A 25,441-nucleotide genomic window follows, 5' to 3' on the forward strand; every position below is an offset into this window, starting at 1 on the left:
GCGCCGCGGACCGTCCCCTCCCCGCAGTCACCGGAGTGTGCACGCATGGACACGGCACCATCCGCTCGCCCCGCAGCCACCGCTTCCCCCGAAGCCGAGACCCGTGCCCGACGAAAGGTCGCCACCGCCGCCGCGCTCGCCTCGGCCGTCGAGTGGTACGACTACTTCGTCTTCGGCATCGCGGCCGCCCTCGTGCTCGGCGACCTCTACTTCCCCTCCGGCAGCTCGTCGGCGGGCGTGCTCGCCGCCTTCGCGACCTTCGCCGTCGGCTTCCTCGCCCGCCCGCTCGGCGGGGTCATCGCCGGCCAGCTCGGCGACAAGCGCGGCCGCAAGCCCATGCTGGTCCTCGCCCTGACCCTGATGGGCCTCGCCACCACGGGCATCGGCCTGCTTCCCACGTACGACACGATCGGCGTGGCCGCGCCGATCCTCCTCGTCGCCCTGAGGGTCGTACAGGGCCTCGCCGTCGGCGCCCAGTGGGGCGGCGCGATGCTGATGGCCACCGAGTACGCCCCCGAGGGCAAGCGCGGCCTCTACGGCAGCCTCGTCCAACTCGGCGTCCCCATCGGCGTGGTGACCGCCAACACCGTCTTCCTCGTCGCCGGCGCCCTCACCAGCGACAGCGCCTTCACCGCGTGGGGCTGGCGGCTCCCGTTCCTGGTGGGCCTGCTCGTCCTCGCCCTGGCCTGGTACATCCACGCGAAGGTCGAGGAGACCCCCGAGTTCAAGGCGGCGGAGGCGGAACTGGCGAAGGCGGAGGCGGACCGCTCCCGCTCCCCGCTGCGCAGGATCCTGCGCGAGCACCTCGGCACGGTCTTCCTCGCGGGCGGCTCCTTCGCCGTGAACACAGCGACGTTCTACATCATCATCACCGGAGTCCTCGACTACACGACCCGTGAACTCGGCATGAAGCGCGAGGCCGTCCTGACCGTCTCGCTCTGCATCAGCCTCACCCAGCTCGCCCTGATCCCCGCGTCGGCGGCCCTTTCCGACCGCATCGGACGGCTGCGGATCTACGCACTCGGCGCGGCGGGCCTCGTCGTGTGGGCCGTGCCGATGTTCCTGCTCATCGACACGGGCTCACTGCTCTGGCTGGCCGTCGGCACCTTCGTCACCAGCTGCTTCCTGAGCATCATGTACGGCCCTCAGGCCGCGCTGTTCGCCGAGCTGTTCACCGCCGAGATGCGCTACACGGGAGCCTCGCTCGGCTATCAGATCGCGGCCGTGTTCGGCGGCGGACTCGCGCCGTTCGTGATGGTGCTGCTCCTGGAGGCGACCGGCACGTCGATGGCCGTCTCCGGCTACATCATCGGGCTCGGCGTGATCGCCCTGATCTCCATCAAGGTGCTTGCGGGGCGGGCGGCTGCGCGCTGAGCGCCCCCGCCGTCATCGGCTCCGGCGCCGTGGGCGCCGGGGCCGATGTCCGCAGTCTGGGGAAGGAGCGGGCCGCCGCCAGGAAGGCGAACGTCGTCAGGACGAACGGCCAGGTGAACGTGTGCCCGCCGGACGGCGCGAACACCGCGGCCATGGCCGACGTCGCGGCCGTCGCGGTGAACGCGCCCACCACGGCGTACCCCAGAGTGCGCGGGCCCGCCTCGAGGAACACCCCGCACAGGGCCAGCGTCACGAGGATCGCGTTGTAGCCCATGGTCCCGTCCGCGATCTGGGCGGCGGGAGCGCCGAGCGCCCACGCCGAGAGGATCCCGGCGATGCTGCCCACGCCCGCCACGGCGGCGGCCCGGCGGCTCGCGACGAGGAGCGCGGCGAGCACCAGCGCGCCGACGTACCACTGCGGCATGAAGAAGATCTCGGCGAAGCCGGTGAAGAACCCGTGCCACAGGTCGGAGAAGCCGGGCGAGGTCGGCCCGGTCGCCGCGCTCGTGAGGGCGGCGAGGCCGTCGCCGTGGTGCCAGATCCGCTCGAACCCCGGTGCCGCGGTGGTCATCGCGCTCGCGAGGAGGCAGTAGGGGAGCGTCAGCGACGGCAGGTTCCACACGCCGAGCAGATTGACGACGGCCGCGGTGACGACGGTGACGACGACGCAGCCGGCCGCCGCGAGCAGCGCGGTCGACAGATGGTCGGCGCCCAGGAACACCGCGAAACACAGGGCCGTCAGACAGGCGTTGAACCCTTCGAGGCCCGTCGATACGCGCTCGCGGTCCGCGCCGAGCAGCCGCGAGGTGGCCGTGCCGAGCGCCGTTCCCGCGATCGCGTAGAGCGCGTACTCCCACCCCGCCGCGAACAGCGCCACGGCGAAGAGCAGTCCGGCCGGGACGCTGGACAGAAAGGCGACCTGAGCCTGCCCCCGAAGGACCTGAACGCCGAATTGCCTACAACCCGCACCCCAATCAAGGGGTGATTCGCCAGGAGTTGGGCCGTTCTTGGCCTGCCGCATCCCGTGCTCCCGTGTTACGTCCCTGTTTCACCGAGCAGAACGGAGGCACTTTACAGACATCCCCCGAAGTCCGGAAGAAGGGGCCTATCGCGGCAGGAAGCACCTGCCCTCCCGGCCGTCGCCGCGCCGCTGCCTCGATCCCCGGGCGTCGCTAACGCGGCGCCGCTGCCTCGATCCCCAGGGCGTCGCTAGCGCAGCGACTCCGCCCCGATCCCCAGGGCGTCCCCGAACGCCCGCTCCCCGTCCGGCGTGACCTTCACGGCCCGCTCGGACCCGATCCGCACGACCCAGCCCGCGTCGAACGCGTGGCTGCACAGCGCCGCGCCCGCCGCCCCCGCGAGATGCGGCCGGCGCTCGGTCCAGTCCAGGCACGCCCGCGCCATGGGCCGCCGCCCCGACCGCTCGAGCCCGATCCCCAACGCCCCGAACAGGTCCACCCCTTGGGCGGTCAGTGCGAATCCCGTGTCCGTCTGCAGATCCCCGCGCCGGACCAGCGCGTCCGTGAGCGCGATGCCGAGGCGTCCCGCGAGATGGTCGTAACAGGTGCGCCCGCGCGCCATCGCGTCCCGCGCGCTCACCGCCCGCAGCGTCGCCGGCCGCTCCCCGCCGTCCGGCGCCGCGTACGCGGCGAGTTCCTCGACGAGCCCGGCCACGCGCGCGTCCGCGAGCCGCACATAGCGATGGCGCCCCTGCCGTTCCTCGGTGAGCAGGCGGCCCGCGACGAGCTTGCCCAGATGCTCGCTCGCGGTCGAGGCGGCCACCCCCGAGTGCCGCGCGAGCTCACCGGCGGTCCACGCCCGCCCGTCGAGCAGCGCGAGCAGACAGGCGGCGCGGGTCTCGTCGGCCATGAGTGCGGCGAGCGCGGCGAGGCGCGGTGCGCCGGGTTCCCTGGACTTCATGGGTCAAGCATGCGCCGGGAACGGTTCGGTGACGGCCGAAACGTCAGTGGAGCGCCGCGACCTGTTCGTACTGCTGCGTGAGCCCGTCGAGGAGCGCCCGCAGGCCCGTCTCGAAGGCCCGCTCGTCGATCAGCTCCTGGCGGTCGGCGAGCAGATGGGCCTGGCCGAGGTGCGGGTAGTCGGCGGGGTCGTACGCCGTCTCGTCGTCGACGAAGCCCCCGGCGAACGAGCCGAGCGCGGAGCCCGTCACGAAGTACCGCATGAGCGCGCCGATCGACGTGGCCTGCGCCGGGGGCCAGCCCGCGTCCACCATCGAGCCGAACACGGCGTCGGCGAGCCGCAGTCCCGCGGGCCTGCGGCCGGGCCCCTGGGCGAGCACGGGAACGATGTTCGGGTGCTCGAGGAGGGCCGCCCGGTAGGACACCGCCCAGTCGTGCAGGGAGGTGCGCCAGTCGCGCCCGTCCGCGGGGTCGAACATCGCCAGGTCGACCTGCGCGCTCACCGAGTCGGCGACCGCCTCCAGGATCTGGTCCTTGGTGCGGAAGTGGTTGTAGAGCGAGGGGCCGCTCACGCCCAGCTCGGCGGCGAGCCGCCGCGTCGAGACGGCAGCGAGGCCCTCGGCGTCGACGAGAGAGAGCGCGGCTATGACGATGCGGTCTCTGCTCAGGAGGGGCTTGCGCGGTCGGGCCATGCGGCACATAGTAGGGCTGTCAGCCGAAAACTAGCAGTGCTAATTTAGTGCTCATTCACTTATGCCTGAGGTGTGGTCCATGAATCTGGAGCTCAGCGAGGAGCAGGCGGCCGTAAAGCGGCTCGCCAGGGACTTCGTGGCGCGCGAGATCACCCCGAACGTCGTCGGCTGGGACCGTGCCGAAGAGGTCGACCGTGGCATCGTCAAGAAGCTCGGCGACGTCGGCTTCCTGGGCCTGACCATCGACGAGCGGTACGGCGGCTCGGGCGGCGACCACCTCGCGTACTGCCTGGTCACCGAGGAGCTCGGCCGCGGCGACTCGTCCGTGCGCGGCATCGTCTCCGTCTCGCTCGGTCTGGTCACCAAGACCATCCAGTCCTACGGGACCGAGGAGCAGAAGCGGGAGTGGCTGCCCCGGCTCACGGCCGGCGAGGCCCTCGGCTGCTTCGGACTCACCGAGCCCGGCACCGGCTCCGACGCCGGCAGCCTCACGACCCGGGCCGTCCGCGACGGCGACGACTACGTGATCAACGGCTCCAAGATGTTCATCACGAACGGCACCTGGGCCGACGTGGTCCTCCTCTTCGCCCGCTCCACCGACGCCCCCGGACACAAGGGTGTCACCGCCTTCCTCGTCCCCACGGACACCCCCGGCCTCACCCGCCGCACCATCCACGGCAAGCTCGGCCTGCGCGGCCAGGCCACCGCCGAGCTGGTCCTCGAGGACGTCCGGGTCCCCGCCTCCGCGATGCTCGGGCCCGAGGGCAAGGGTTTCTCCGTCGCCATGTCGGCGCTCGCCAAGGGGCGGATGTCCGTGGCCGCGGGCTGCGTCGGCATCGCGCAGGCCGCGCTCGACGCCGCCGTGGGATACGCGGCGGAGCGCGAGCAGTTCGGCAAGTCCATCGCCTCGTACCAGCTGGTGCAGGAGCTGATCAGCGACATCTCTGTGGACGTGGACGCCGCGCGCCTGCTGACCTGGCGCGTCGCCGACCTCATCGACCGCGGCGAGGACTTCGCGACCGCCGCCTCCAAGGCGAAGCTCTTCGCCTCCGAGGCCGCGGTGCGCTGCGCGAACAACGCCCTCCAGGTCTTCGGCGGCTACGGCTACATCGACGAGTACCCGGTCGGCAAACTCCTGCGCGACGCCCGCGTCATGACCCTCTACGAGGGCACCAGCCAGATCCAGAAGCTCATCATCGGCCGCGCGATCACCGGCGTATCGGCCTTCTGAGACCGGGCCGTCGAGTCCGGCTGTCGGGTCCGGCTCGCGCGTCAGATTTCCGAGCCCGGCTTCCGGGTCCGGCTTCCTAGTCCGGATTCTGAGTACGTTTCTGAGTACGCGAGCGGATGGGGGTGCGCCCCCGTCCGCTCCATGCTGTCGCCCATGAGTGACACACCGGTCAAGCACAGGACCACCAACGCCTTCTACGGACAGGCCGTCGCCTCCTTCGCGCTCGCGCTCGTGGCGACCGCCGTCGGGGTCTACCGCATCGACGCCAGTGGCTGGGTCCGCGGCTTCCTCGCCATCGCCGTCCTCTATCTGACGACCTCCGCGTTCACGCTCGCCAAGGTCATCCGCGACCGTCAGGAGGTCGATCAGGTCGTCAGCCGTATCGACCAGGCCCGCATCGACAAGATCCTCGCCGACCACGACCCCTTCAAGCCCGTCGTCTGACGTACGGAACTAAGCGCTCGCTCAGCTCTAGGGGTATGGTGTTCGTCCTGTCCACGGGAGGATGTGAGCGAGCGATGAGCGCGGAGCGGCACGGCCAGAACGAGGCTGCCACGGACGACATGTCCTGGGCCGAGGTCACCCCGGACGCGGCACGGCGGCTGCTGATCGCCGCTGTCCAGGCGTTCGCGGAGCGCGGTTACCACGCGACCACCACCCGGGACATCGCGAGCCGGGCCGGCATGAGCCCGGCCGCGCTGTACATCCACTACCGGACCAAGGAGGACCTGCTCCTCCGTATCAGCCGCATCGGCCACGAGAAGGCCCTGGAGATCCTCAAGGACGCGGCCGCCGAGGAGGGCACCGCCTCCGAGCGGCTCTCCGAGGCCGTACGGTCCTTCGTCCGCTGGCACGCGGCCCGCCATCTGACGGCGCGCGTCGTGCAGTACGAGCTGGACTCGCTCGGCGAGGAGCACCGGCCGGAGATCGTGGCCCTGCGCCGCGAGAGCGACGCCACCGTGCGCGACATCATCAACGACGGCGTGAAGGCGGGGGAGTTCGACGTCCCCGACGTCCCGGGCACCACGCTGGCCGTGCTGTCGCTCTGCATCGACGTGGCGCGCTGGTTCAACACGGAGGGTCGCCGGACACCCGACGAGGTCGGCGCGCTGTACGCCGACCTCGTCCTGCGGATGGTGGGGGCCCGGGTTTCCTGACCCCGGCGGGGTTCAGAGGTAGTAGCGGGACACCGACTCGGCGACGCACACCGGCTTGTCGCCGCCGTCGCGCTCCACGGTGAAGGCGACCGAGACCTGGACGCCGCCGGGCACGTCGTCGACGCCGGTGATCTTCGCGGTGGCGCGCAGCCGGGAGCCGACCGGCACCGGGGCGGGGAAGCGGACCTTGTTCGTCCCGTAGTTCACGCCCATCTTCATGCCGTCGACCTTGATCAGCTGCGGCCCGAAGAGGGGGAGCAGCGACAGGGTCAGATAACCGTGCGCGATCGTCGTGCCGAACGGCCCGTCCTTGGCGCGCTCGGGGTCGACATGGATCCACTGGTGGTCACCCGTGGCATCCGCGAACTGGTCGATCCGCTTCTGCTCGATCTCGACCCAGTCGCTGTACCCCAGCTGCTCGCCCACCGCCGCGCGCAGCTCGTCGACCGTCGCGAAAACCCTCGGCTCTGCCATGTCCTGGCCTCCCATGTGTGCACCATGTGCGGATGTCTAAGGCGGATGTCTAAGCGCTTGCTCAGCATGCTAGGGCGGGCGACCTCTGTCAACGACGGCAGGGTCGGCCCAGTAGGCTCGGCACGGTGCCCCAGATTCCAGTGAAGATCCACGAACTCACCGTCGGTCAGCTGTCGGCGCGCAGCGGAGCCGCCGTCTCGGCCCTGCACTTCTACGAGGCCAAGGGCCTGATCAGCAGCCGCCGTACGACGGGCAACCAGCGCCGCTACCAGCGCGACACCCTGCGCAGGGTCGCGTTCATCCGCGCCGCGCAGCGCGTCGGCATCCCGCTCGCCACGATCCGTGACGCGCTGTCCGAGCTGCCCGAGGGGCGCACCCCGACCCGCGAGGACTGGGCGCACCTCTCCGAGGCCTGGCGTTCCGAACTGGACCAGCGCATCACCCAGCTGGGGCGGCTGCGCGACCACCTGACCGACTGCATCGGGTGCGGCTGTCTGTCCCTGGAGAACTGTGTCCTCTCGAACCCGGACGACGTGTTCGGCGAGCGCCTCACGGGGTCCCGCCTGATGAAGGAGAACCGGGAAGGCGCCTGAGGGGCCGCCGCTCAGCGGGGCGCGGAGACCAGCCCCGACTCGTAGGCGGTGATGACGAGTTGGACCCGGTCCCGGGCGCCCAGTTTGGTGAACAGGCGCGCCACGTGCGACTTGGTCGTGGCCACGGTGATGTACAGCTCCTCGGCGATCTCGCTGTTCGACCGGCCGAGCCCCACCAACGTCAGCACCTCACGCTCCCGCTCGGTGATGCCCTCGACCGCACGCGGCGCGCGGGCGGGGGACGGCTCGGGGCGGCCCACGAAGTCGGCGATGAGACGGCGCGTGATCCCCGGCGCGATCAACGCGTCCCCGGCGGCGACGACCCTGATCGCGGCGAGGATGTCGTCGAGCGCCATGTCCTTGACGGCGAAGCCGCTCGCGCCGGCGCGCAGCGCGCCGTAGACGTAGTCGTCCTCGTCGAAGGTCGTCAGCACCAGCACACGGGTCGCCCCCGGGCCCGAGGTGACCAGGCTCGTGGCCTCGATCCCGTTCATGCCCGGCATCCGGATGTCCATCACGATCACATCGGGGCTGACCTCCCTCGCCAGCCGGACGGCCTCCTCGCCGTTCGCGGCCTCCCCGACGACCTCCAGATCGGGGGTGTCGGCGATGAGGACGCGCAGCCCGGAGCGTACGAGCGGCTGGTCGTCGGCGAGCACCACGCGCACGGTCATCGGGCGTCCGCCCCGGCCGCGGCGGCGGCGTCATCCGTGGTCGTGGCCGTGGCCGTCGGCTCCGGCAGCGGCAGCCGTGCCGCCACCCGGAAGCCTCCCTCGGGCCGTGGCCCCGCGCTGAACTCCCCGTGCAGCAGCGCCACCCGCTCCCGCATCCCGGTGATCCCGAACCCCACGCCCGGCCCCGCGCCTCGCATCCCGCGCCCCTCGTCGACGATCTCCACGGACAGCTCATCCTCCCCGAATCCGACGGTCACCCGGCACTGCCCGGCGCCCGAGTGCCGCACCACGTTCGTCAGCGCCTCCTGCACGATCCGGTACGCCGACAGGCCGATGTCGGGCGGCAGTTGACGCCGCCGCCCGCTCCGGCGCAGGTCGACCTCGACGCCCGCGTCCGTGGTCGTGGCGGCCAGGCGCTCCAGGTCGCCGAGGCCCGGCGCGGGGCCGTACGGCGCAGCGCCGGGCTCGGCCGAAGGGCCCGACCTGCGCAGCGCGACGAGCGTGCGCCGCAGCCCCGACAGGGTCTCCCTGCTGGTGGCCTCGATGGCGCTCAGCGCGGCCCGCGCCTCCAGCGGCTGCGTCTCGATGACCCGGCTGCCGACACCGGCCTGGATCGCGATGATGCCGATGCTGTGCGCGACCTGGTCGTGCAACTCGCGGGCGATCCGCAGCCGTTCGGCCGTGATCGCCTCGGCCACCTCGTGCGACCGCAGCTCCGTCGCGTGCTGCCGGCGCTCGCGGCCGAGGAGGCCCACGACGCAGGCGGTGACCAGCGCCAGGAGGGCGATCGTCCCGATCACGATGAGATTGTCGGGCCCGCTCGTGAAGCCGAGGATCGTCAGGCACTGCGTGAGGAACGTGAGGGAGACGGCGACCACCGACGCCCGCAGGGTGCGGGTCGCGACGACGTACCCGAGCGTGATGTCGACCGCGACGAACGGCACGAACCACACAGGGCCGTGGTACTTGGCCACCGGCGGCAGGAGGGCGGTGACGAGCAGCACCATGACCAGGGCCGCCATGGGCCTGCGCCGGATCACGCCGACGAGCAGGACCGTCGCGAGCGCCGCGGCGCAGGCCGGGAGGATGCCGGGCGCCCGCCGGTCGGTGTTGACCACGGGGAGCAGCGCCATGAACGGGTACAGGACCGCGCCGGTCCAGGTCAGGACGGAGCGGGAGCGCCCGAACGTGCGCTGGGGCGGCGAGGGTGTCGAGGTGGCGTCCACACAGGGATCGTAGGTGCGCGGCCCATGCCCGTCATGAGCCCACGGGCTGCATCCCACGGGTGCATACCGCCTCCTGCGAGGGCCACCGACGGGCCGATGCGCACCCCCCACCCGCACCGGCACCGTTGCCCTCGTGATCGAAGTCAGCGAACTCACCAAGCGGTACGGCGACAAGACCGCCGTCGACCATCTCTCCTTCACCGTCCGACCGGGGCAGGTCACCGGCTTCCTCGGCCCCAACGGCGCGGGCAAGACGACCACCATGCGGATGCTCCTCGGCCTGGACGCGCCCACCGCCGGCACCTCCACCATCGGCGGCGTCCCCTTCCGCACCCACCCGCGCGGCCTGCGCCACGTCGGCGCGCTGCTCGACGCCCAGCAGGTGCACGGCGGGCGCAGCGCCACCGCGCACCTCGGCGCCCTGGCCCGCGGCAACCGCATCCCGGCGAGCCGCGTGGCCGAGGTGCTCGCCGAGGTGGGCCTGACCGAGGCGGCCGGGCGCCGCATCGGCGGGTTCTCGCTCGGCATGAAGCAGCGGCTCGGCATCGCGGCGGCCCTGCTCGGCGACCCTCCTGTGCTGATGTTCGACGAGCCGATCAACGGCATGGACCCGGAAGGCGTGCTCTGGGTACGTGGGCTCTTCCGCCGCCTGGCCGCCGAGGGACGCACCGTCTTCCTCTCCAGCCATCTGATGACGGAGATGGAGAGCACCGCGGACCAGCTCGTCGTGATCGGACAGGGCCGTCTCATCGCCGCCGAGTCCGTACGGGAGTTCGCGGCTCGCAGCACCCGCTTCAGCGTGCTGGTCGCGACGCCGCAGTCCGGTGAGCTGAGGGCCGTTCTCACGGCGGCCGGCGCGTCCGTCGAGCGGCACGGCCCGCCGGACGCGGCCAGGATCGCCGTGACCGGGCTGCCAGCCGAGCGCATCGGAGCGCTCGCCTTCGAGCACCGGATCATGCTGCACGAGCTGACCAACCGCACGGCCTCGCTGGAGGAGGCATTCATGGAACTCACCGCCGGCAGCGTCGAGTACCTGTCGGGAGACGCGGGAAAGGCGGGGCAGCCCCGATGACGAGCACCACCACGACAACGACCGCCACGGCGGTGGACGAACCGCCGGCCCGCTTCCTCGACCTCGTCGCCGCCGAGTGGATCAAGGTGCGGTCGCTGCGCTCCACACCCTGGGTGATCGTCCTGGTCACGCTGGTCGTGACCGGCGTCGCCGCGGCCCGCGCCCTCGCCGACTACAACAACTTCCCGTCCTACAGCGCCCTCACCCGACGGGACCACCCGTTCTCGCTGGGAGACGCCTTTCCGGCCGAGGCGTATCTGACGGTGATGCTCGCCGCCGTGGCCGTCGGCGCGATCGCCACGGTCAGCGAGTACGGCAGCGGCCTCATCCGCACCACCACCGTGGCCGTCCCCGCGCGCGGCGCGGTGGTCCTCGCCAAGGCCGTCGTACAGGCCGTCCTGTGGACCGTGGTCGGGTCGCTCGTCGCCCTCTGCTCCTTCTTCGTCGCCCAGGCCATCCTCAGCGGGCGCGACGCCGCGATCTCCCTCGGCGACCCCAACGCACTGCGGGCCTTCGCGGCGTCCGCGCTGCTCGCCCCGGTGTGCGCCCTGGTCGGCCTCGGCCTGGGCGTCCTGATCCGGCACAGCGCCACCACCGTGGTCGCGGGCTCCTTCGTCCTGCTCCTGCTGCCGGTGTTCTTCTCGTCCCGCAAGCCGCTGTCCGTCACCTTCGCCAACGCGATGGTGCGCAACGCGTGGCAGCGCCTGGCCCAGATCTACGGAACGCCGCCCGAGGCGTACAACGGGGCCACGGTTGCCGGGAGCTGGACCGTGTACGTGCTCTGGCCGCTGGTCGCGCTCGCCCTGGCGCTGCTCGTCGTACGGCGCCGCGACGTGTGACCGTATCCGTCCGCAACCGGATCCGGGCATCCGGATGTCTTCACCCGCAAGGGAGTTGGGGATGCATGAGGGCAGGACGGCAGGACGTATCACGGGGACGGGGAGACGCGTATGGGACTCGCCATCTGCTCGCTGAAGTACGAGGCCGCACGCTCGGGCCCGCAGAAGATCACCTATGACCGCGACGGCTATCACCTCGTCCGCTTCCCCTACGCGGCGGGCGAGGAGTCGTACGACCCCTGGAAGATGCACGACCCGCCGAAGGGGTCCACGTACCCGGACACCCACTCGGGTCTGATCCGGCCGAGTCACGACGGGTGGGGCACCCTGTCCGCGCTGGTCTTCTGGGAGCCGGACTCCGGACCGCGCGAGTTCAGGGCACGCTTCGTGCGCGACCCGCTCGCAGGTTCGACCGGCTACGACTCGACCGCCACGACGGACTCGGCGCCGACCGGCGGCGGTCAGTACCGGTCGTACACCTGGCAGATGTTCGTGCACCCGGGAACCCCGGTCGGCCTGAAGATCTCGGTGCGCGGGGCGGGCGACGCGCTGATCCGTACGCCGCTGGTCCTCGCCGAGTTCAAGCTGGCCGTCCAGACGGACGTGATCACACCGAGCGGCTGAGGCAGGTGAGTGGACCGGGGGTGCGGCTCATGGGCGGCACCCCCGTCGTGCTCACACAGCCGTGCTCCAGCAGTCGTGCTCGTGCAGTCGTGCCCGTGCCGATGCGCTCACGCCGAGACAAGAACCCGTGCCCGCCAGGCTCCGGCCAGGGACGCGGGGGTGAGGACGGGGCGCGGCACCACGATGCCGCAGTGGGTGCACACCGGTCCTGACGACGGTTCGTGCGCCAGGTCGTGCTCCCAGCGCAGTGCCGTGCCGGTGCAGACGGGACAGGCCGTGCCGGGCTCACGCTCCAGGGCCGCGATCAGCCGGTTCAGAACCTCCGCGAGAGGCTCGGAGGGATGCACCATCGGGTCGTCGCACCAGGCGACGCCGAAGCCGCCCCAGGTCAGCCGGTGCCAGTCGTCGACCGTGCCCGGTCTGCGCAGCCCGTCGTGCTTCTCCTTGCGGCGGCGCTCCGCGAACTGCGTCTCGTACGCGAGCCAGACCGCCCGCGCCTCTTCGAGCTCGTCGAGCGCGGCCGTCAGCCGCGCCGGCTCGGGGGACCGGTCCTCGGGGTCGAACCCGGCCCGCGAGCACAGGTGGTCCCAGGTCGCCCGGTGCCCGTAAGGGGCAAACCGCTCCAGGCACTTGCGCAGCGAGTACCGCCGCAGTGCCAGATCATTGCGCGGGTCGCGCACCTGTCTCGCCAGACTCCGGAATCCGGCCATCGCCCTGCACCTCCGTCACACGTACATGTACTTCGGCGTCGTCGTCGAAAGGACGTCGCCGAATAGACGTATCGACACTCGATTCGGATCCATGCCGTTCCATCCGATTTCCGATGGACTCCATCAGCGGCACCTCCTGGGGCTCTTTCGTCCCAGGGGGTCGCGTGTGGCGATTCCGAAAAGGTGACGCATGTTCATCTCCAGTCGGCTGCCTACCGCCGGTAACCTCCGGCGCACCATCGTCGGGAGGATCAGGCATGCGACGGCGCACCATACGAACCACCCAGCACAGAAGCCTCCGCAGAACTCTCCAGCGCACGGCCGCCACCGCGGTGTTCGTCCTCACGGCGGGGCTGCTGTCCCCGGTCGGCGAGGCGTCCGCCGCGGAGCCGGCACCGGCGCCCGACTACTGCGCGGGCCGGTGCGCGGACATCCTGCCGCCCGGCGCGAACGGCAGCGCCACGCTGGCCGAGATTCTCGGCCACCGCCTCTTCGGCACCCAGCCCGCCCACGCCGACGATCAACTCGGCCCCTACGATGCGCTCGCCGCCGGGTATCCGTCCCTGACGGACGACACCCTCACCCAGTTCTTCAACGACTCCTCCTTCGGGGTCCCCGATGGTCAGGTCGGTTCCGTCACGCGCCCCCGCGACGATGTGACGATCACCCGTGACAAGAAGAACGGTGTACCCCATGTCAAAGGTTCCACGCGCTACGGAACAGAGTTCGGCGCCGGCTACGCCGCAGGTCAGGACCGGCTCTGGCTGATCGACCTGTTCCGGCACATCGGCCGCGGCGAGCTCACGTCGTTCGCGGGCGGGGCCCTCGCCAACCAGGGACTCGAGCAGGAGTTCTGGCCGCAGGCCCCGTACACCGAGCAGGACCTGGAGAAGCAGGTCGAGTACATCAGGACCACCCAGGGCGCCCGTGGCAAGCAGGCCATGGACGACGCGCAGGCCTACATCGACGGACTCAACGCCTATCGCGAGAAGGCGAAGAACGGCCGCTACTTCCCCGGCGAGTACGTCCTGACCGGCAAGATCGACGCGATCACGAACGTGGGCGAGATCCAGCCGTTCAAGGTGACCGACATGATCGCGCTCGCCTCGGTCGTCGGCGGCCTCTTCGGAGGTGGCGGCGGGGGAGAGGTCGGCCAGGCCCTCTCGCTCCTGTCGGCGCAGCAGAAGTACGGCGTCGAGCGGGGCACCGAGGTCTGGGAGTCCTTCCGCGGACGCGACGACCCCGAGGCCGTGACGACCATTCACGACGGCACGAGCTTCCCCTACGGTGCCAAGCCCGAGAACCCGCGTGGCGAGGCGCTGCCCGACAAGGGCACCGTCGAGAGCGAACCCCTCGTGTACGACCGTGAGGGCTCGGCCGAGCCGGCCGAGGCGGGGCGCAAGACCCCCGTCAAGGCACCGGCGAAGCTCAAGCCGCTCCAGGGCATGTACGACAAGGGCGTGCTGCCCGCGGACACGTTCAGGAACTCCGACTCCAAGAAGGGCATGTCCAACGCACTCCTCGTCTCAGGCAAGCACACCGCGTCCGGCCACCCGGTCGCCGTGTTCGGCCCGCAGACTGGGTACTTCGCCCCGCAGCTCCTGATGATGCAGGAGCTCCAGGGGCCGGGCATCAGCGCGCGCGGCGTCTCGTTCGCGGGCGTCGGCATGTACATCCAGCTCGGCCGCGGCCAGGACTACGCCTGGTCGGCGACCTCGGCGGGCCAGGACATCACGGACACGTACGCCGTGGAACTATGCGAGCCGGACGGCGCGACGCCCACCCGGCAGTCCACGAACTACCTGTACCGCGGCACCTGCACCCCCATGGAGAAGCTGGAGAGGAAGAACGCCTGGAAGCCGACCCTCGCCGACTCCACAGCGGCCGGCTCCTACCGGATGCAGGTCTTCCGCACGAAGTACGGCATCGTCACGCACCGTGCGACGGTCGGCGGCAAACCCGTCGCGTACACCTCGCTGCGCTCGACGTACCGGCACGAGGCCGACTCCATCATCGGCTTCCAGATGCTGAACGACCCGTCCTACGTGAAGGACGCGGCGACCTTCGAGAAGGCCGTGCAGCACATCAGCTACGCCTTCAACTGGTTCTACGCCGATTCGCGCGACATCGCGTACTACAACAGCGGCGCCAACCCGGTGCGCGCGGCCGGTGTCGACGCCTCCTTCCCGGTGAAGGCCGAAAAGGCCTACGAGTGGCGGGACTTCGACCCGACGGACAACACGGCCGCGTACGCGCCGCCGTCCCAGCACCCGAACTCCGTCGACCAGGACTACTACGTCTCCTGGAACAACAAGCAGGCCAAGGGGTTCGGCGCCGCCAACTTCAGCCTCGGCGCCGTGCATCGCGCCGATCTGCTCGACGGGCGCGTGAAGCGGCTGGTCGCCGAGGGCGGCGTCACCAGGGCCTCGCTCACCCAGGCCATGGAGGAGGCCGCCCTCACGGACCTGCGGGGCGAGCAGGTGCTGCCCGAGATCCTCGAGGTCATCCGCAGCAAGCCCGTCGACGACCCCGCCCTGAACAAGGCCGTGCGGCAGCTGGAGGCCTGGCGCAAAGGCGGCGCCCAGCGCAACCAGACGTCGGCCGGCTCGCACACCTACGCGCACCCGGACGCCGTACGCATCATGGATGCCTGGTGGCCGCTCCTGGTGAAGGCCGAGTTCGAGCCCGGCCTCGGCGGCGACCTGTACGGGGCGCTCACCGGTGAACTGACCATCGACGAGTCGCCGTCCGCCGGCCACGGTCCGACCGGCGCGCACGCGGGATCGGCCTTCCAGTACGGCTGGTGGGGCTATGTGGACAAGGACCTGCGCACGGTCCTCGGGCAGCCGGTGAAGGGCAAGCTCGGCGCCGCCTACTGCGGCGGCGGCAAGCTCGACGCCTGCCGCGACACCCTGCTCGCCACGCTCGTGCAGGCGGTCGCCGAGCCCGCCGCCGGGGTCTACCCCGGCGACGACGCGTGCAAGGCCGGGGACCAGTGGTGCTCGGACACGATCATCCACCGGGCGCTCGGCGGCATCACGCACCGCGGGATCCAGTGGCAGAACCGTCCGACGTACCAGCAGGTCGTCGAATTCCCGTCGCACCGGCCGTAGTCCGGCCGCTTCCATGGGGCACGCACACGCGTGCCCCATGGGGGTCAGCCCAGTTCGCGCTCCCGCGTCTCCGGCAGGGCGAGGACACAGAGCAGGGAGACGACGGCCATCGCGCTGACGTACCAGCCCACCGAGGACGAGCCGAACTCGCCCTGGAGCCGCGTCGCCACGAGCGGCGACACCGCGCCGCCGAGCACCCCGCCCAGGTTGTACGCGAAGGACGCCCCGGAGTAGCGCACGCGCACCCCGAACAGCTCCGGCAGATACGCGCCCATCGGCCCGTACACGACCCCCATGCAGAACAGCGCGCCGCCCAGGGCGAGCGCGATCAGCACGGGCTGCCCGGTGTCCATGAGCGGGAAGAGGACCAGGCCCCAGACCACGGCGAGCCCGGCGCCGGCCAGCACGAGCCTGCGGCGCCCGCCCGCGTCCGAGCGGGTCGCGGCCAGCCAGGTGCCACCCGCGAGGAAGAGGCAGGCGACGAGCGAGACCGCGAGCATCGTGTTGCGCGGGACGCCGAGGGTCGTCGTGCCGTAGGCGAGGCAGTACGTGGTCGCGGTGTAGAAGAGCCCGTACGCGACGACCATGCCGCCCGCGCCGAGCAGGATCTCGCGGGGGTGCCGCTTGAAGACCTCCAGCGCGGGCGCCCTGCTGGCCTCCTGCTCCTTCATCACCTTGGCGAACACCGGCGTCTCGCTGATCTTCAGCCGCACGAAGAGGCCGACGGCGACCAGCAGGAAGGAGAGCAGGAACGGCACGCGCCAGCCCCACGAGTGGAACGCCTCGTCGTCGAGTGTCGTCGACAGGATCCAGAAGATGCCGGTCGCCGCGAAGAAGCCCACGGACGGGCCGAGTTGGGGGAACGCAGCGAAGAGACCGCGCTTGCCGCGCGGCGCGTGTTCCACGGCGAGCAGCGCCGCCCCGCCCCACTCGCCGCCGAGGCCCACGCCCTGGAGGAAGCGCAGCAGCACGAGCAGCAGCGGCGCCCACACGCCCAAGGTGCTGTAGCCGGGCAGCAGGCCGACGCACGCCGTCGACAGGCCCATCAGGAGCAGCGAGGCGACGAGGACGGACTTGCGGCCGACGCGGTCGCCGAAGTGGCCGAACAGGAGTGAGCCGATGGGGCGGGCCGCGAAGGCGACCGCGTAGGTCGAGAAGGACGCGAGGGTCGCGTTGAGGGAGGAGAGGTTCGGGAAGAACGCCTCGTTGAGGACGAGGGCGGCGGCCGTTCCGTAGACGTAGAAGTCGTAGAACTCGATCGCGGTCCCGATGAAACTGGCGACGGCCACGCGGCGCAGGCTCTCGGGGCTGTCCCCGTCAGAATCCGCGCCGGTGACCGTGTTCTGCCTGGTGGAGTCGTCTTTGAGCACGTACTGCACTGTGGTTGTGCGTGTACATGGCAGTCAATACGCGGAATGGGTCGTCCCGTATCGCGAGACGCTACGGGACGACGGGTCCTACTTGTACGTCAGATAGCGGCTGCGCACCGCGCGGAACGCCGCGAGTTCGCCCTGCCAGCCCGCGACCACCTCGTCCGTGGACGCCCCCGCGTCGATCATCGTCCGGACCTGGGTGGACCCCGTGAGCTTGTCGATCCAGTTGTCCGAGCGCCACGCGAAGTCGCTCCAGGACTTCTTCGCCGTCACCAGCAGGGCGATGCCGGTGCGTACGGGGTCGTACGCGGCCCGGTCCCTGACGTGGATCTGTACGCCGCCGATCGTCTTGCCCTGGAACTTGGAGAAGGTCGGCGCGAAGTACGCCTCGCGGAAGTCCACGCCGGGCAGGTGCAGTTCATTGGCGGCGGCCGCCCAGCGCCCGTCGAGGCCCTCGGCGCCGAGCAGCTCGAAGGGGCGGGTCGTGCCGCGGCCCTCGGAGAGGTTCGTGCCCTCGAACAGGCAGGTGCCCGAGTAGACGAGCGCGGTGTCGGGGGTCGGCATGTTCGGGCTCGGCGGCACCCACGGCAGCCCCGACGCGTCGTAGAAGTCGCGCCGCTTCCAGCCCGTCATCCGGACCGTCTCCAGCTCGACGGGCTTCGCGAGGTACTCGCCGTTGAACAGGCGCGCCAGCTCCGTGACCGTCATCCCGTGGGCCTGGGAGATCTCGCGCCGGCCGACGAACGTCGCGAACTCCTTGTGGAGGACGGGTCCGTAGGCGTTCCGGCCGGTCACCGGGTTGGGGCGGTCGAGCACCACGAACTTCTTGCCCGCGAGCTGCGCGGCCTCCATGCAGTCGTAGAGCGTCCAGATGTACGTGTAGAAGCGGGCGCCCGCGTCCTGGATGTCGAAGACGACGGTGTCGACACCGGACGCGGTGAAGATGTCCGCCAGTGCCTGCCCGCTCTTCAAGTAGGTGTCGTAGACGGGCAGTCCGGTCGCCGGGTCGTCGTAGCGTCCTTCCGAGCCGCCCGCCTGCGCCGTGCCGCGGAAGCCGTGCTCGGGCCCGAACACCGCGGTCAGCTTCACGCGTTCGTCGGTGTGCATCACGTCGACGATGTGCTTGACGTCGCGCGTGACGCCGGTCGGGTTCGTCACGAAGCCGACCTTCTGCCCGGCGAGGATCCGGTATCCGTCGGCCGCGAGCCGCTCGAAACCGGTGCGGAGCCGGCCGGCGTCCTTCTCCGCGGCGAGCGCGGGGGACGCCGCGCCCGCCGTGGCGGCCACCGCCGAGGCGGTGGTGGCGGCGAGCAGGCTCCGTCTGGACACGTTCATGTGGTGACCTCCGTGATCGCGGAAGGTGGCATGTGCACGCACGCTAGCGTGCGCCGAGCCCCCGCGGAACGAAGCCGACCGCCGACACCTCTTCCGTTGGGCTGACCGACTGCTTAGTCTGTGACGGAAAGTCGAGTCAAGGGAGACCGATGGTGGACAGCCTGCACGGCACGGGGGTCGTCGTCACCGGCGCGGGATGCGGCATCGGAGCCGCGCTCGCCCGCCGCTTCGCCGCTTCGGGAGCGCGCGTCGTCGTGAACGACCTGGACGCGGGGAAGGCCAAGGCGGTCGCGGACGAGATCGGCGCCACGGCGGTGCCGGGCGACGCCTCCGAGATCGTGCCCGAGGCGCTGGACGCCCTGGACGGCACCGTGGACGTCTACTGCGCCAACGCGGGGCTCGCCTCCGGCGGCACCGAGGACGCCGACGAGCAGATCTGGGCCGCCGCCTGGGACGTCAACGTGATGGCGCACGTCCGCGCCGCGAAGGCCCTGCTGCCCGGCTGGCTGGAGCGCGGCAGCGGCCGCTTCGTCTCCACCGTCTCCGCGGCCGGACTGCTCACGATGGTCGGCGCCGCGCCCTACAGCGTCACCAAGCACGGCGCGTACGCCTTCGCCGAGTGGCTCTCCCTCACCTACCGCCACCGCGGGCTCAAGGTCCACGCGATCTGCCCGCAGGGCGTGCGTACGGACATGCTCACCGCCTCCGGATCGGCCGGGGAGCTCGTCCTCGCGCCGACCGCGATCGAGCCCGAGGACGTCGCCGACGCGCTCTTCGCGGGCATGGCGGAGGACCGCTTCCTGATCCTCCCGCACCCCGAGGTCGCCGGGTACTACGCGGCGAGGGCGGCGACGCCCGACCGCTGGCTGTCGAACATGAACCACATCCAGCAGAAGTGGGAGGCGGCACAGAAGTGAGCTCCTCGATCTACGCGGCCATGCCCTGGCTCGGGCAGCTCTCCGAGGCGCAGCGGGCCCCGGTCACCCCGGCCGAGTCCGTGCTGCACGCATTCCGCGCCGCCGTCGGCAAGGCCCCCGACCGCACCGCCGTCGCCTACTTCGACGGCCGCCTCAGCTACCGCGAGCTCGACGAGCTCAGCGACTCCGTCGCCGGGCACCTCGCCGCGCGCGGCCTCGAGCGCGGCGACCGTGCCGCCCTCATGCTGCAGAACTCCCCGCACTTCGTGATCGGCCTGCTCGCCGCCTACAAGGCGGGCGCCACCGTCGTCCCGGTCAACCCGATGTACAAGTCGGGCGAGGTCACCCACGTCCTGCACGACGCCGACGTGACCGCCCTGATCTGCTCGGACCGGGCCTGGGAGGCGTATCTGCGCGAGACCGCGGCGGACTCTCCCGTACGGATCGTGCTCACCGCCTGCGAGCTGGACCTCCAGACGCGGGGCGACGAGCGGGTCCTCAAGTTCGAGCGCGTAGAGCCACAGGCCGAAGACGCCGACGACCTCCTGACGGTCGCCCGCGCGGGCCACGCGGCGCCCGAAGGCCGCGACCCGGGCCCGGACGACATCGCGCTCATCAGCTACACCTCCGGCACCAGCGGCACGCCCAAGGGCGCCACGAACCTGCACCGCAACATCACGTACAACGCCGAGCGCCAGCGCACCGGACTCGGCATCCCCGAAGGCGGCACGTACTTCGGGCTCGCGCCGCTCTTCCACATCACGGGCATGGTCTGCGAGCTGGTCTCCTCCTTCGCGAACACGGGCACCCTCGTCCTCGCGTACCGCTTCGAGGCGGGCGTCGTCCTGGACGCGTTCGCCGAGCACCGGCCCGCCTACACCGTGGGCCCCTCGACCGCGTTCATGGCGCTGGCCGCGCACCCGGCCGCGACCCGCGAGCACTTCGCCTCCTTCCAGTCGATCTCGTCCGGCGGCGCGCCGGTGCCGCCCGCCCTCGTGGAGAAGTTCCGGGCCGGCTTCGGCCCCTACATCCACAACGGCTACGGCCTCACCGAGTGCACCGCTCCCTGCGCCTCCGTGCCGCCCGGCAGGGAAGCCCCCGTCGACCCCGTCTCCGGCACCCTCGCCGTCGGCGTCCCGGGACCCGAGAGCATCGTCCGGATCGTGGACGACCTCGGCCAGGAGGTGCCCTTCGGGGAGCAGGGCGAGATAGCCGTCCGCGGCCCCCAGGTCGTGCCCGGCTACTGGAAGCGCCCCGACGCCACCGCCGAGTCCTTCCCGGACGGCGAACTGCGCACGGGGGACATCGGCTTCATGGACGCCGACGGCTGGCTCTACGTCGTCGACCGCAAGAAGGACATGATCAACGCCTCCGGCTTCAAGGTCTGGCCCCGCGAGGTGGAGGACGTCCTCTACACGCACGAGGCCGTGCGCGAGGCCGCCGTCGTGGGTGTCCCCGACCCCTACCGCGGGGAGACGGTCAGGGCGTACGTGAGTCTGCGCCCGGGCGCCTCGGTGGGCCCGGACGACCTGTCCGCCTACTGCAAGGAGCGGCTCGCCGCGTACAAGTACCCGCGCGAGGTGGAGATCCTGCCGGAGCTGCCGAAGACGACAAGTGGGAAGATCCTCCGGCGGGAACTGCGTTCCCGTACACAGAACAGCTGATCGCAGGAGAAAGGCAGGTGGCGGCAGTGCCCAGGACGTCGGACGGAGACGGTACGCCCGTCCCTCAGAGGCTGCTCGCCGCCGCCACCCGGCTCTTCGCCGAGCGCGGTTACGACCGCACCTCGGTGCAGGAGATCGTCGAGGCGGCCGGCGTCACCAAGGGCGCGCTCTACCACTACTTCGGCTCGAAGGACGACCTGCTGCACGAGGTGTACGCGCGCGTGCTCCGCGTGCAGCAGGAGCGCCTCGACGCGTTCGCGGACGCCGACGCGCCCGTGGAGCAGCGGCTGCGCGACGCCGCGGCCGATGTGGTCGTCACGACCATCGAGAACCTCGACGACGCGTCGATCTTCTTCCGCTCCATGCACCACCTCAGCCCTGAGAAGGACAAGCAGGTACGGGCCGAGAGGCGGCGCTACCACGAGCGGTTCAGGGCCCTGATCGAGGAGGGCCAGCAGGCCGGCGTGTTCTCCACGGCCACGCCCGCCGACCTGGTGGTCGACTACCACTTCGGGTCGGTGCACCACCTCTCCACCTGGTACCGCCCGGGCGGCCCGCTCGCCCCGCAGGAGGTCGCGGACCACCTGGCGGACCTGCTGCTGCGCGCACTGCGTCCCTGACGCCGCTCAGGCCCGGACACACAGCGAAGGGCCCCCGCACTCACGCCGGGTGCGGGGGCCCTTCGCTGTCACACGGTCACCGCGTCACTGCCCGCGCCGTCAGTGGTCGTCCCAGTGGCCGTCGTGCTGCGCGTGCCGGTGACCGTCGTGGACGTAGTCGACGTGATCGCCGTGGGTGACGGCCTGGTGCCCGCAGTCCTGGCCGTGCTGGTGCTCGTGGCCCTGGTGCGTGGTGTGGGCGCCGGGCTCGCACTCGTCCCAGTGGCCGTTGTGCTCCGCGTGCAGATGCCCCTCGTGCGCGTAGTCGACGTGGTCGCCGTGCGGCACCGCCGTGTGGCCGCAGCCCTCGCCGTGGGTGTGCTCGTGGACGGGGTGTTCCTGGTGGAGAGTGGTCATGAGGTCAGGCTAGCCGGAAATGCCCGAATCATTCCGTTATGGAAATCTTGTGCCTGTTCCTGTGACCGTCGCGAGGAGTACATCGGATGAAGGCGATCAGCTACAGCGGCTACGGCGGTCCCGAGGTACTCGAGTACGGGGAGGCGCGCGACCCCAAGGTCGGGCCCGACTCCGTCCTGGTGAAGGTCAGGGCCGCGGCGGTGAACCCCGTCGACTGGAAGGCCCGCGAGGGCTACCTCGACCCGGTGCTCGACGCCGTCTTCCCGGTGATCCCCGGCTGGGACGTGTCCGGCGTCGTGATCCGACCGGGCGCCGCCGTCACCGAGTTCGTCACCGGCGACGAGGTGATCGGCTACGTACGCGAGGACTTCCTCTCCCGCGGGACGTTCGCCGAGTACGTCGCCGCGCCCGTGCGCACCCTGGCCCGCAAGCCCCGGAACCTGACCTACGAGGAGGCCGCCGGGCTGCCGCTCGCCGGGCTCACCGCCTACCAGGTCCTGACCGGCGCCCTCGCCGTGCAGGAGGGCGACGTGGTGCTCGTCCACGCGGCGGCCGGCGGCGTCGGGTCGATCGCGGTCCAGCTGGGCCGCCACCTCGGCGCCCGCGTCATCGGCACGGCGAGCGAGCGCAACCACGACTTCCTGCGGGAACTGGGCGCCGAACCCGTCACGTACGGGGAAGGCCTCGCCGAACGCGTGCGGGCCCTCGCGCCGGAGGGAGTGGACGCCGTGTTCGACACGGTGGGCGGGGAGGCGCTGAAGGCGTCCGCGGACCTGCTCGCGCCGGGCGGCCGTCTCGCGTCCATCGCGGACGCCTCGGTCGTCGACCTGGGCGGCCGCTACGTCTTCGTGCGCCCCGACGCCGCCGACCTCGCGCGCCTCGCGGACCTCGCGGAACAGGACGTGGTCACGGTGCACGTCGACGAGACGTTCCCGCTGGAGCGGGCCGCCGACGCCCAGCGGCTGAGCGCCGAGGGCCGCACCAGGGGCAAGATCGTGGTCACCGTGCCGTGGACCGACTGACCGACTGACCGACTGACCGACTGACCCCGATCGACCGACCGGCTGCCGGGGATCGGCGACAGCCCACCGCGTCGGGGGCGTCACACCACGAGCGCCGCGAACGCGGCCAACGCCACTGAGCAGGCCACCGCCACCACGGCCGCGCGGGCGGTCATCACGGGCGGCCGCGCCTCGTGCAGTGCCAGATCGCGGATCCGGCGGTGCGCCACCGCCAGGAACCCCAGCCACGCCAGGAAGCACAGGGCCGCGCCCAGCACACCGAGGGTGTCCGAGCCGCCGTGCAGCGCCGCCCTGGCCGCGAGGATCGCCGCCACCGTGCACGACAGCGTCGTCCGCCGCCAGGCGAGCCGCGTCCGCGCGGGCTGGAGCCCCGGATCGCGCCCGGCCGCCGCCGCGCCGCCTCGTCCGTCGCCGGGCGGCTCCGACGGGCCGCTCACCCTGCCCACCCGGCCAGCACGACCACCACCATCGCGACGGCAACCAGTGCCACGAGCACGCTCAACAGCGCCGGGAACCGCGAGACGGGCAGGTCCTCGCCCCGCCGCATCGCCCGCTCGCAGCGCACCCAGTGGCTGACCGCCCGCAACGCGCACAGAGCGCCCGCCGCGAGCAGCGCGAGCGCGAGACCGGCGCGCCAGGCCCAGCGCAGGTCCGGCAGGAACTGGTCCACGGCGAACCCGCCGCCGATCAGGGCGAGCGCCGTGCGCAGCCAGGCCAGGAACGTGCGCTCGTTGGCCAGCGAGAAGCGGTAGTCGGGCGTGTCACCGTCGTCCCGTACCCGCTCGGGCGCGAACCAGAGGCGGACACTGCGCACAAATTCGATCACGGGGGCGACCCTATCCGGGCGGCCGGGGCAGGCCCGCAGCCCCTGCGCGGTAGGCCCGCAGCCGCTCGTACGCGTCGAGCCCGTCCGGCACCCACGGCCACTCGGGAAGCCGCCGCTCCAGCTCCTCGTCGGTGAGGAAGCCGTGCCAGCCCACCTCCTCGGCCTGCGGGTTCACGGGCAGCTCGCAGCGCACCTCGTACAGGTACGACCACCAGCTCAGGCCCGCCCCGCCGTCGTACAGGAACTTGAACAGGGGCTCGGGGCGGGGCAGCCCGAAGACGCCGAGCTCCTCCTCCGCCTCGCGCAGAGCCGCGTCGTCGTAGGACTCCCCGGTGCCCACGACGCCGCCGACGAACATGTCGTACAACGACGGGAACACCAGCTTCGTCGGCGTGCGGCGGTGCACGAAGATCCGGCCGGCGCCGTCCCTGGCCTGGATGAACACGCACCGGTGGCGCAGTCCGCGGGCGTAGGCCTCGCCGCGCGGGGCCTGCCCGACCACCCGGTCGTGCTCGTCGACGATGTCGAGGACTTCCGCCGCCGGATCCGGGGCGTCAGCGGCGTGCGTGGGATCGGTGGGAGGGGTCATGCGCCCATCAGACCAGACCCGGCGGACCCCCGGCGGATCAGACCTCGACCCCTGCCCGGCTCCCCTCCCGGGGGCCCGTGGTCGGCATCGCCGGATGCATCCCGAGGAGCACGATCCCCGCCACGATCGCCGTGAGCCCGGTCGCCTGCCAGGCGAGCGCCCCGGCGTCCGTACGCAGCTGGTCGCCCATGAAGCCGACGCCGCACGCGATGCCCGCGAGCGGCTGCGCGGCCGTTAGTGCGGGCAGCGACATCCGCAGGGGTGCCATCTCGAAGGCGCTCTGCACCAGGATCAGGCCCGTGATGCCGAGCACCAGGACCCCGTACGGCTGCCAGCTGGTGAACAGCCCGCCCCAGCCGCCCGACGAGAACAGCTGCCCGCTCATCCGCGTCAGCGCGTCCTGCACCCCGTAGAGGAGCCCGGCCGCCACGCCCAGCAGGACCGGGGCCGAGCTCATCCGTGACTTCTTCGCGTAGCCGGTGAGCAGCAGCGCGCCGCCCACCATCACGCCGATGATCAGCCAGCGCCGCAGCGGGTCGGTGACCGCGTCCCCGGCGCGCGGCTCGCCCGCCACGATGAAGGCCGTCACCCCGCCAGCGAGCAGGGCCAGGCCCGCCCAGCCCTGTTTGCCCAGCGGCTGGCGGGTCTGGTGGCGCGAGAGGGCGAGCGCGAACAGGAGGTTCGTCGCGAGCAGCGGCTCGACGAGGGAGATCTCCCCGTTGCCCAGCGCGATCGCGCCGAGCACCATGCCGCACACCATGAAACCTATGCCGCCCAGCCAGCGGGGCACCCGTACGAGGTCGAGGAGCAGGCGCGGCGACAGGAAGTCGCTCAGCGGGGCGTGCTGCGCCGCGTTCTGCTGGAGCACGAATCCGATGCCTAGGCAAAAGGCCGCGGAAACGGCGAGGACGAGTACGAGAACCGACACGCTGCGCACCTCGAGAATGCAGGTATCAAGATCGGCCATGGGCGGGTCGTTGCACGGGTGTAAGGCCGACGAT

27 protein-coding genes are annotated in these 25,441 nt (G+C 71.4%); 13 read left to right on the forward strand and 14 right to left on the reverse strand.

Features of this window, described 5'->3' with window-relative positions; all coding sequences use genetic code 11:
- The first annotated feature begins 45 nt into the window (after positions 1-45).
- Entirely contained in the window at positions 46-1,374 is a 1,329-nt protein-coding gene (locus OG456_RS29065) for an MFS transporter (protein WP_266566062.1), read from the forward strand.
- On the opposite strand, the gene OG456_RS29070 is transcribed toward OG456_RS29065, so the two are convergent.
- From OG456_RS29070 to OG456_RS29080, 3 genes are all read right to left on the reverse strand, one after another.
- Positions 1,340-2,395: an urea transporter gene (locus OG456_RS29070; RefSeq protein WP_266566064.1), complete on the reverse strand. Its 1,056-nt coding sequence runs from the start codon at positions 2,393-2,395 to the stop codon at positions 1,340-1,342. The two genes, OG456_RS29065 and OG456_RS29070, sit on opposite strands and share 35 nt — an antisense overlap.
- Before the next feature lie 188 nt (positions 2,396-2,583).
- Complete coding sequence (locus tag OG456_RS29075) at positions 2,584-3,294, reverse strand: helix-turn-helix transcriptional regulator (RefSeq protein WP_266566065.1); 711 nt, start codon at positions 3,292-3,294, stop codon at positions 2,584-2,586.
- 43 nt (positions 3,295-3,337) lie between these two features.
- Entirely contained in the window at positions 3,338-3,985 is a 648-nt protein-coding gene (locus tag OG456_RS29080) for a TetR/AcrR family transcriptional regulator (RefSeq protein WP_266566066.1), read from the reverse strand.
- A 79-nt stretch (positions 3,986-4,064) separates the two neighbouring features.
- Between OG456_RS29080 and OG456_RS29085 the strand changes: the two genes are divergently transcribed.
- From OG456_RS29085 to OG456_RS29095, 3 genes are all read left to right on the forward strand, one after another.
- Positions 4,065-5,216, forward strand: a complete 1,152-nt coding sequence (locus OG456_RS29085; protein ID WP_266566067.1) for an acyl-CoA dehydrogenase family protein — start codon at positions 4,065-4,067, stop codon at positions 5,214-5,216.
- A 153-nt stretch (positions 5,217-5,369) separates the two neighbouring features.
- Entirely contained in the window at positions 5,370-5,660 is a 291-nt protein-coding gene (locus OG456_RS29090; RefSeq protein ID WP_266566069.1) for a YiaA/YiaB family inner membrane protein, read from the forward strand.
- Positions 5,661-5,734: 74 nt separating this feature from the next.
- Complete coding sequence (locus tag OG456_RS29095) at positions 5,735-6,373, forward strand: TetR/AcrR family transcriptional regulator (RefSeq protein WP_266566071.1); 639 nt, start codon at positions 5,735-5,737, stop codon at positions 6,371-6,373.
- A gap of 12 nt (positions 6,374-6,385) precedes the next feature.
- Here OG456_RS29095 and OG456_RS29100 read toward each other — a convergent pair whose 3' ends face one another.
- Complete coding sequence (locus OG456_RS29100; protein ID WP_266566073.1) at positions 6,386-6,847, reverse strand: MaoC family dehydratase; 462 nt, start codon at positions 6,845-6,847, stop codon at positions 6,386-6,388.
- A gap of 125 nt (positions 6,848-6,972) precedes the next feature.
- Here OG456_RS29100 and soxR point away from each other — a divergent pair, with 125 nt between their 5' ends.
- Entirely contained in the window at positions 6,973-7,440 is a 468-nt protein-coding gene (gene soxR / locus OG456_RS29105; protein WP_266566075.1) for a redox-sensitive transcriptional activator SoxR, read from the forward strand.
- Positions 7,441-7,451: 11 nt separating this feature from the next.
- On the opposite strand, the gene OG456_RS29110 is transcribed toward soxR, so the two are convergent.
- Both OG456_RS29110 and OG456_RS29115 read right to left on the reverse strand, forming a co-directional pair.
- A complete protein-coding gene (locus OG456_RS29110; protein WP_266566077.1) occupies positions 7,452-8,114 on the reverse strand; it encodes a response regulator transcription factor in 663 nt (220 codons plus the stop codon).
- Positions 8,111-9,340 (reverse strand): sensor histidine kinase, encoded by a 1,230-nt coding sequence (locus OG456_RS29115; RefSeq protein WP_266566079.1) that lies wholly within the window; start codon positions 9,338-9,340, stop codon positions 8,111-8,113. Before OG456_RS29115 ends, OG456_RS29110 begins: the two co-directional genes overlap by 4 nt.
- 133 nt (positions 9,341-9,473) lie before the next feature.
- On the opposite strand from OG456_RS29115, the gene OG456_RS29120 reads away from it, so the two are divergent.
- From OG456_RS29120 to OG456_RS29130, 3 genes are all read left to right on the forward strand, one after another.
- Positions 9,474-10,412, forward strand: a complete 939-nt coding sequence (locus tag OG456_RS29120; RefSeq protein ID WP_266566081.1) for an ABC transporter ATP-binding protein — start codon at positions 9,474-9,476, stop codon at positions 10,410-10,412.
- Positions 10,409-11,251, forward strand: coding sequence for an ABC transporter permease (locus tag OG456_RS29125; protein ID WP_266566083.1), 843 nt, complete (start codon positions 10,409-10,411; stop codon positions 11,249-11,251). Before OG456_RS29120 ends, OG456_RS29125 begins: the two co-directional genes overlap by 4 nt.
- Positions 11,252-11,362: 111 nt before the next feature.
- On the forward strand, positions 11,363-11,875 hold the full coding sequence (locus OG456_RS29130) for a hypothetical protein (RefSeq protein ID WP_266566085.1): 513 nt from the start codon (positions 11,363-11,365) through the stop codon (positions 11,873-11,875).
- 107 nt (positions 11,876-11,982) lie between these two features.
- On the opposite strand, the gene OG456_RS29135 is transcribed toward OG456_RS29130, so the two are convergent.
- Positions 11,983-12,585, reverse strand: a complete 603-nt coding sequence (locus OG456_RS29135; protein ID WP_266566087.1) for a hypothetical protein — start codon at positions 12,583-12,585, stop codon at positions 11,983-11,985.
- Between the two features lie 257 nt (positions 12,586-12,842).
- On the opposite strand from OG456_RS29135, the gene OG456_RS29140 reads away from it, so the two are divergent.
- The gene (locus tag OG456_RS29140) at positions 12,843-15,698 is read left to right on the forward strand and encodes a penicillin acylase family protein (RefSeq protein WP_266566089.1); all 2,856 of its coding nucleotides are present in this window, start codon (positions 12,843-12,845) and stop codon (positions 15,696-15,698) included.
- Positions 15,699-15,742: 44 nt separating this feature from the next.
- Here the strand turns inward: OG456_RS29140 and OG456_RS29145 are convergent, their stop codons facing one another.
- Both OG456_RS29145 and OG456_RS29150 read right to left on the reverse strand, forming a co-directional pair.
- A complete protein-coding gene (locus OG456_RS29145) occupies positions 15,743-17,068 on the reverse strand; it encodes an MFS transporter (protein WP_266566091.1) in 1,326 nt (441 codons plus the stop codon).
- 87 nt (positions 17,069-17,155) lie between these two features.
- The gene (locus OG456_RS29150; protein ID WP_266566093.1) at positions 17,156-18,406 is read right to left on the reverse strand and encodes a DUF1343 domain-containing protein; all 1,251 of its coding nucleotides are present in this window, start codon (positions 18,404-18,406) and stop codon (positions 17,156-17,158) included.
- Positions 18,407-18,555: 149 nt separating this feature from the next.
- Between OG456_RS29150 and OG456_RS29155 the strand changes: the two genes are divergently transcribed.
- From OG456_RS29155 to OG456_RS29165, 3 genes are read left to right on the forward strand one after another with little or no spacing between them, the layout of a single operon-like run.
- On the forward strand, positions 18,556-19,323 hold the full coding sequence (locus OG456_RS29155) for an SDR family oxidoreductase (RefSeq protein WP_266566095.1): 768 nt from the start codon (positions 18,556-18,558) through the stop codon (positions 19,321-19,323).
- The gene (locus OG456_RS29160; protein WP_266566097.1) at positions 19,320-20,987 is read left to right on the forward strand and encodes an AMP-binding protein; all 1,668 of its coding nucleotides are present in this window, start codon (positions 19,320-19,322) and stop codon (positions 20,985-20,987) included. Before OG456_RS29155 ends, OG456_RS29160 begins: the two co-directional genes overlap by 4 nt.
- A 26-nt stretch (positions 20,988-21,013) precedes the next feature.
- Positions 21,014-21,607, forward strand: coding sequence for a TetR/AcrR family transcriptional regulator (locus tag OG456_RS29165; protein ID WP_266569476.1), 594 nt, complete (start codon positions 21,014-21,016; stop codon positions 21,605-21,607).
- Positions 21,608-21,706: 99 nt separating this feature from the next.
- Here the strand turns inward: OG456_RS29165 and OG456_RS29170 are convergent, their stop codons facing one another.
- Positions 21,707-22,003 (reverse strand): hypothetical protein, encoded by a 297-nt coding sequence (locus OG456_RS29170; protein WP_116502976.1) that lies wholly within the window; start codon positions 22,001-22,003, stop codon positions 21,707-21,709.
- 86 nt (positions 22,004-22,089) lie between these two features.
- Here OG456_RS29170 and OG456_RS29175 point away from each other — a divergent pair, with 86 nt between their 5' ends.
- Entirely contained in the window at positions 22,090-23,025 is a 936-nt protein-coding gene (locus OG456_RS29175; protein WP_266566099.1) for an NADP-dependent oxidoreductase, read from the forward strand.
- Positions 23,026-23,105: 80 nt separating this feature from the next.
- Here the strand turns inward: OG456_RS29175 and OG456_RS29180 are convergent, their stop codons facing one another.
- Genes OG456_RS29180 through OG456_RS29195 form a run of 4 tightly spaced genes read right to left on the reverse strand, consistent with a single transcriptional unit; the run spans position 23,106 to position 25,368 of the window.
- Complete coding sequence (locus tag OG456_RS29180; RefSeq protein WP_266566101.1) at positions 23,106-23,462, reverse strand: DUF202 domain-containing protein; 357 nt, start codon at positions 23,460-23,462, stop codon at positions 23,106-23,108.
- Positions 23,459-23,851: a YidH family protein gene (locus OG456_RS29185; protein ID WP_266566103.1), complete on the reverse strand. Its 393-nt coding sequence runs from the start codon at positions 23,849-23,851 to the stop codon at positions 23,459-23,461. The genes OG456_RS29180 and OG456_RS29185 overlap by 4 nt, the downstream gene beginning before the upstream one ends.
- A gap of 10 nt (positions 23,852-23,861) precedes the next feature.
- Positions 23,862-24,440 carry an NUDIX hydrolase gene (locus OG456_RS29190; RefSeq protein WP_266566105.1) on the reverse strand — a complete coding sequence of 193 codons (579 nt, stop codon included), beginning with the start codon at positions 24,438-24,440 and terminating at the stop codon, positions 23,862-23,864.
- A 37-nt stretch (positions 24,441-24,477) separates the two neighbouring features.
- Complete coding sequence (locus OG456_RS29195; RefSeq protein WP_266566107.1) at positions 24,478-25,368, reverse strand: DMT family transporter; 891 nt, start codon at positions 25,366-25,368, stop codon at positions 24,478-24,480.
- Positions 25,369-25,441 lie beyond the last annotated feature (73 nt).

The sequence above is a fragment of the Streptomyces sp. NBC_01446 genome (genome assembly GCF_026340095.1).
Classification (GTDB): Bacteria; Actinomycetota; Actinomycetes; order Streptomycetales; family Streptomycetaceae; genus Streptomyces; species Streptomyces aureus.

What these genes read in the sequence shown, in the direction of transcription:
- OG456_RS29150 (WP_266566093.1), bottom strand. Translation starts at nt 18,406, where the DNA reads ATGAACGTGTCCAGACGGAGCCTGCTCGCCGCCACCACCGCCTCGGCG.
- OG456_RS29110 (WP_266566077.1), bottom strand. Translation starts at nt 8,114, where the DNA reads ATGACCGTGCGCGTGGTGCTCGCCGACGACCAGCCGCTCGTACGCTCC.
- OG456_RS29170 (WP_116502976.1), bottom strand. Translation starts at nt 22,003, where the DNA reads ATGACCACTCTCCACCAGGAACACCCCGTCCACGAGCACACCCACGGC.
- OG456_RS29065 (WP_266566062.1), top strand. Translation starts at nt 46, where the DNA reads ATGGACACGGCACCATCCGCTCGCCCCGCAGCCACCGCTTCCCCCGAA.
- OG456_RS29090 (WP_266566069.1), top strand. Translation starts at nt 5,370, where the DNA reads ATGAGTGACACACCGGTCAAGCACAGGACCACCAACGCCTTCTACGGA.
- OG456_RS29135 (WP_266566087.1), bottom strand. Translation starts at nt 12,585, where the DNA reads ATGGCCGGATTCCGGAGTCTGGCGAGACAGGTGCGCGACCCGCGCAAT.
- OG456_RS29095 (WP_266566071.1), top strand. Translation starts at nt 5,735, where the DNA reads ATGAGCGCGGAGCGGCACGGCCAGAACGAGGCTGCCACGGACGACATG.
- OG456_RS29175 (WP_266566099.1), top strand. Translation starts at nt 22,090, where the DNA reads ATGAAGGCGATCAGCTACAGCGGCTACGGCGGTCCCGAGGTACTCGAG.
- OG456_RS29130 (WP_266566085.1), top strand. Translation starts at nt 11,363, where the DNA reads ATGGGACTCGCCATCTGCTCGCTGAAGTACGAGGCCGCACGCTCGGGC.
- OG456_RS29100 (WP_266566073.1), bottom strand. Translation starts at nt 6,847, where the DNA reads ATGGCAGAGCCGAGGGTTTTCGCGACGGTCGACGAGCTGCGCGCGGCG.
- OG456_RS29070 (WP_266566064.1), bottom strand. Translation starts at nt 2,395, where the DNA reads ATGCGGCAGGCCAAGAACGGCCCAACTCCTGGCGAATCACCCCTTGAT.
- OG456_RS29125 (WP_266566083.1), top strand. Translation starts at nt 10,409, where the DNA reads ATGACGAGCACCACCACGACAACGACCGCCACGGCGGTGGACGAACCG.
- OG456_RS29155 (WP_266566095.1), top strand. Translation starts at nt 18,556, where the DNA reads ATGGTGGACAGCCTGCACGGCACGGGGGTCGTCGTCACCGGCGCGGGA.
- OG456_RS29075 (WP_266566065.1), bottom strand. Translation starts at nt 3,294, where the DNA reads ATGAAGTCCAGGGAACCCGGCGCACCGCGCCTCGCCGCGCTCGCCGCA.
- OG456_RS29080 (WP_266566066.1), bottom strand. Translation starts at nt 3,985, where the DNA reads ATGGCCCGACCGCGCAAGCCCCTCCTGAGCAGAGACCGCATCGTCATA.
- OG456_RS29190 (WP_266566105.1), bottom strand. Translation starts at nt 24,440, where the DNA reads ATGACCCCTCCCACCGATCCCACGCACGCCGCTGACGCCCCGGATCCG.
- OG456_RS29140 (WP_266566089.1), top strand. Translation starts at nt 12,843, where the DNA reads ATGCGACGGCGCACCATACGAACCACCCAGCACAGAAGCCTCCGCAGA.
- OG456_RS29085 (WP_266566067.1), top strand. Translation starts at nt 4,065, where the DNA reads ATGAATCTGGAGCTCAGCGAGGAGCAGGCGGCCGTAAAGCGGCTCGCC.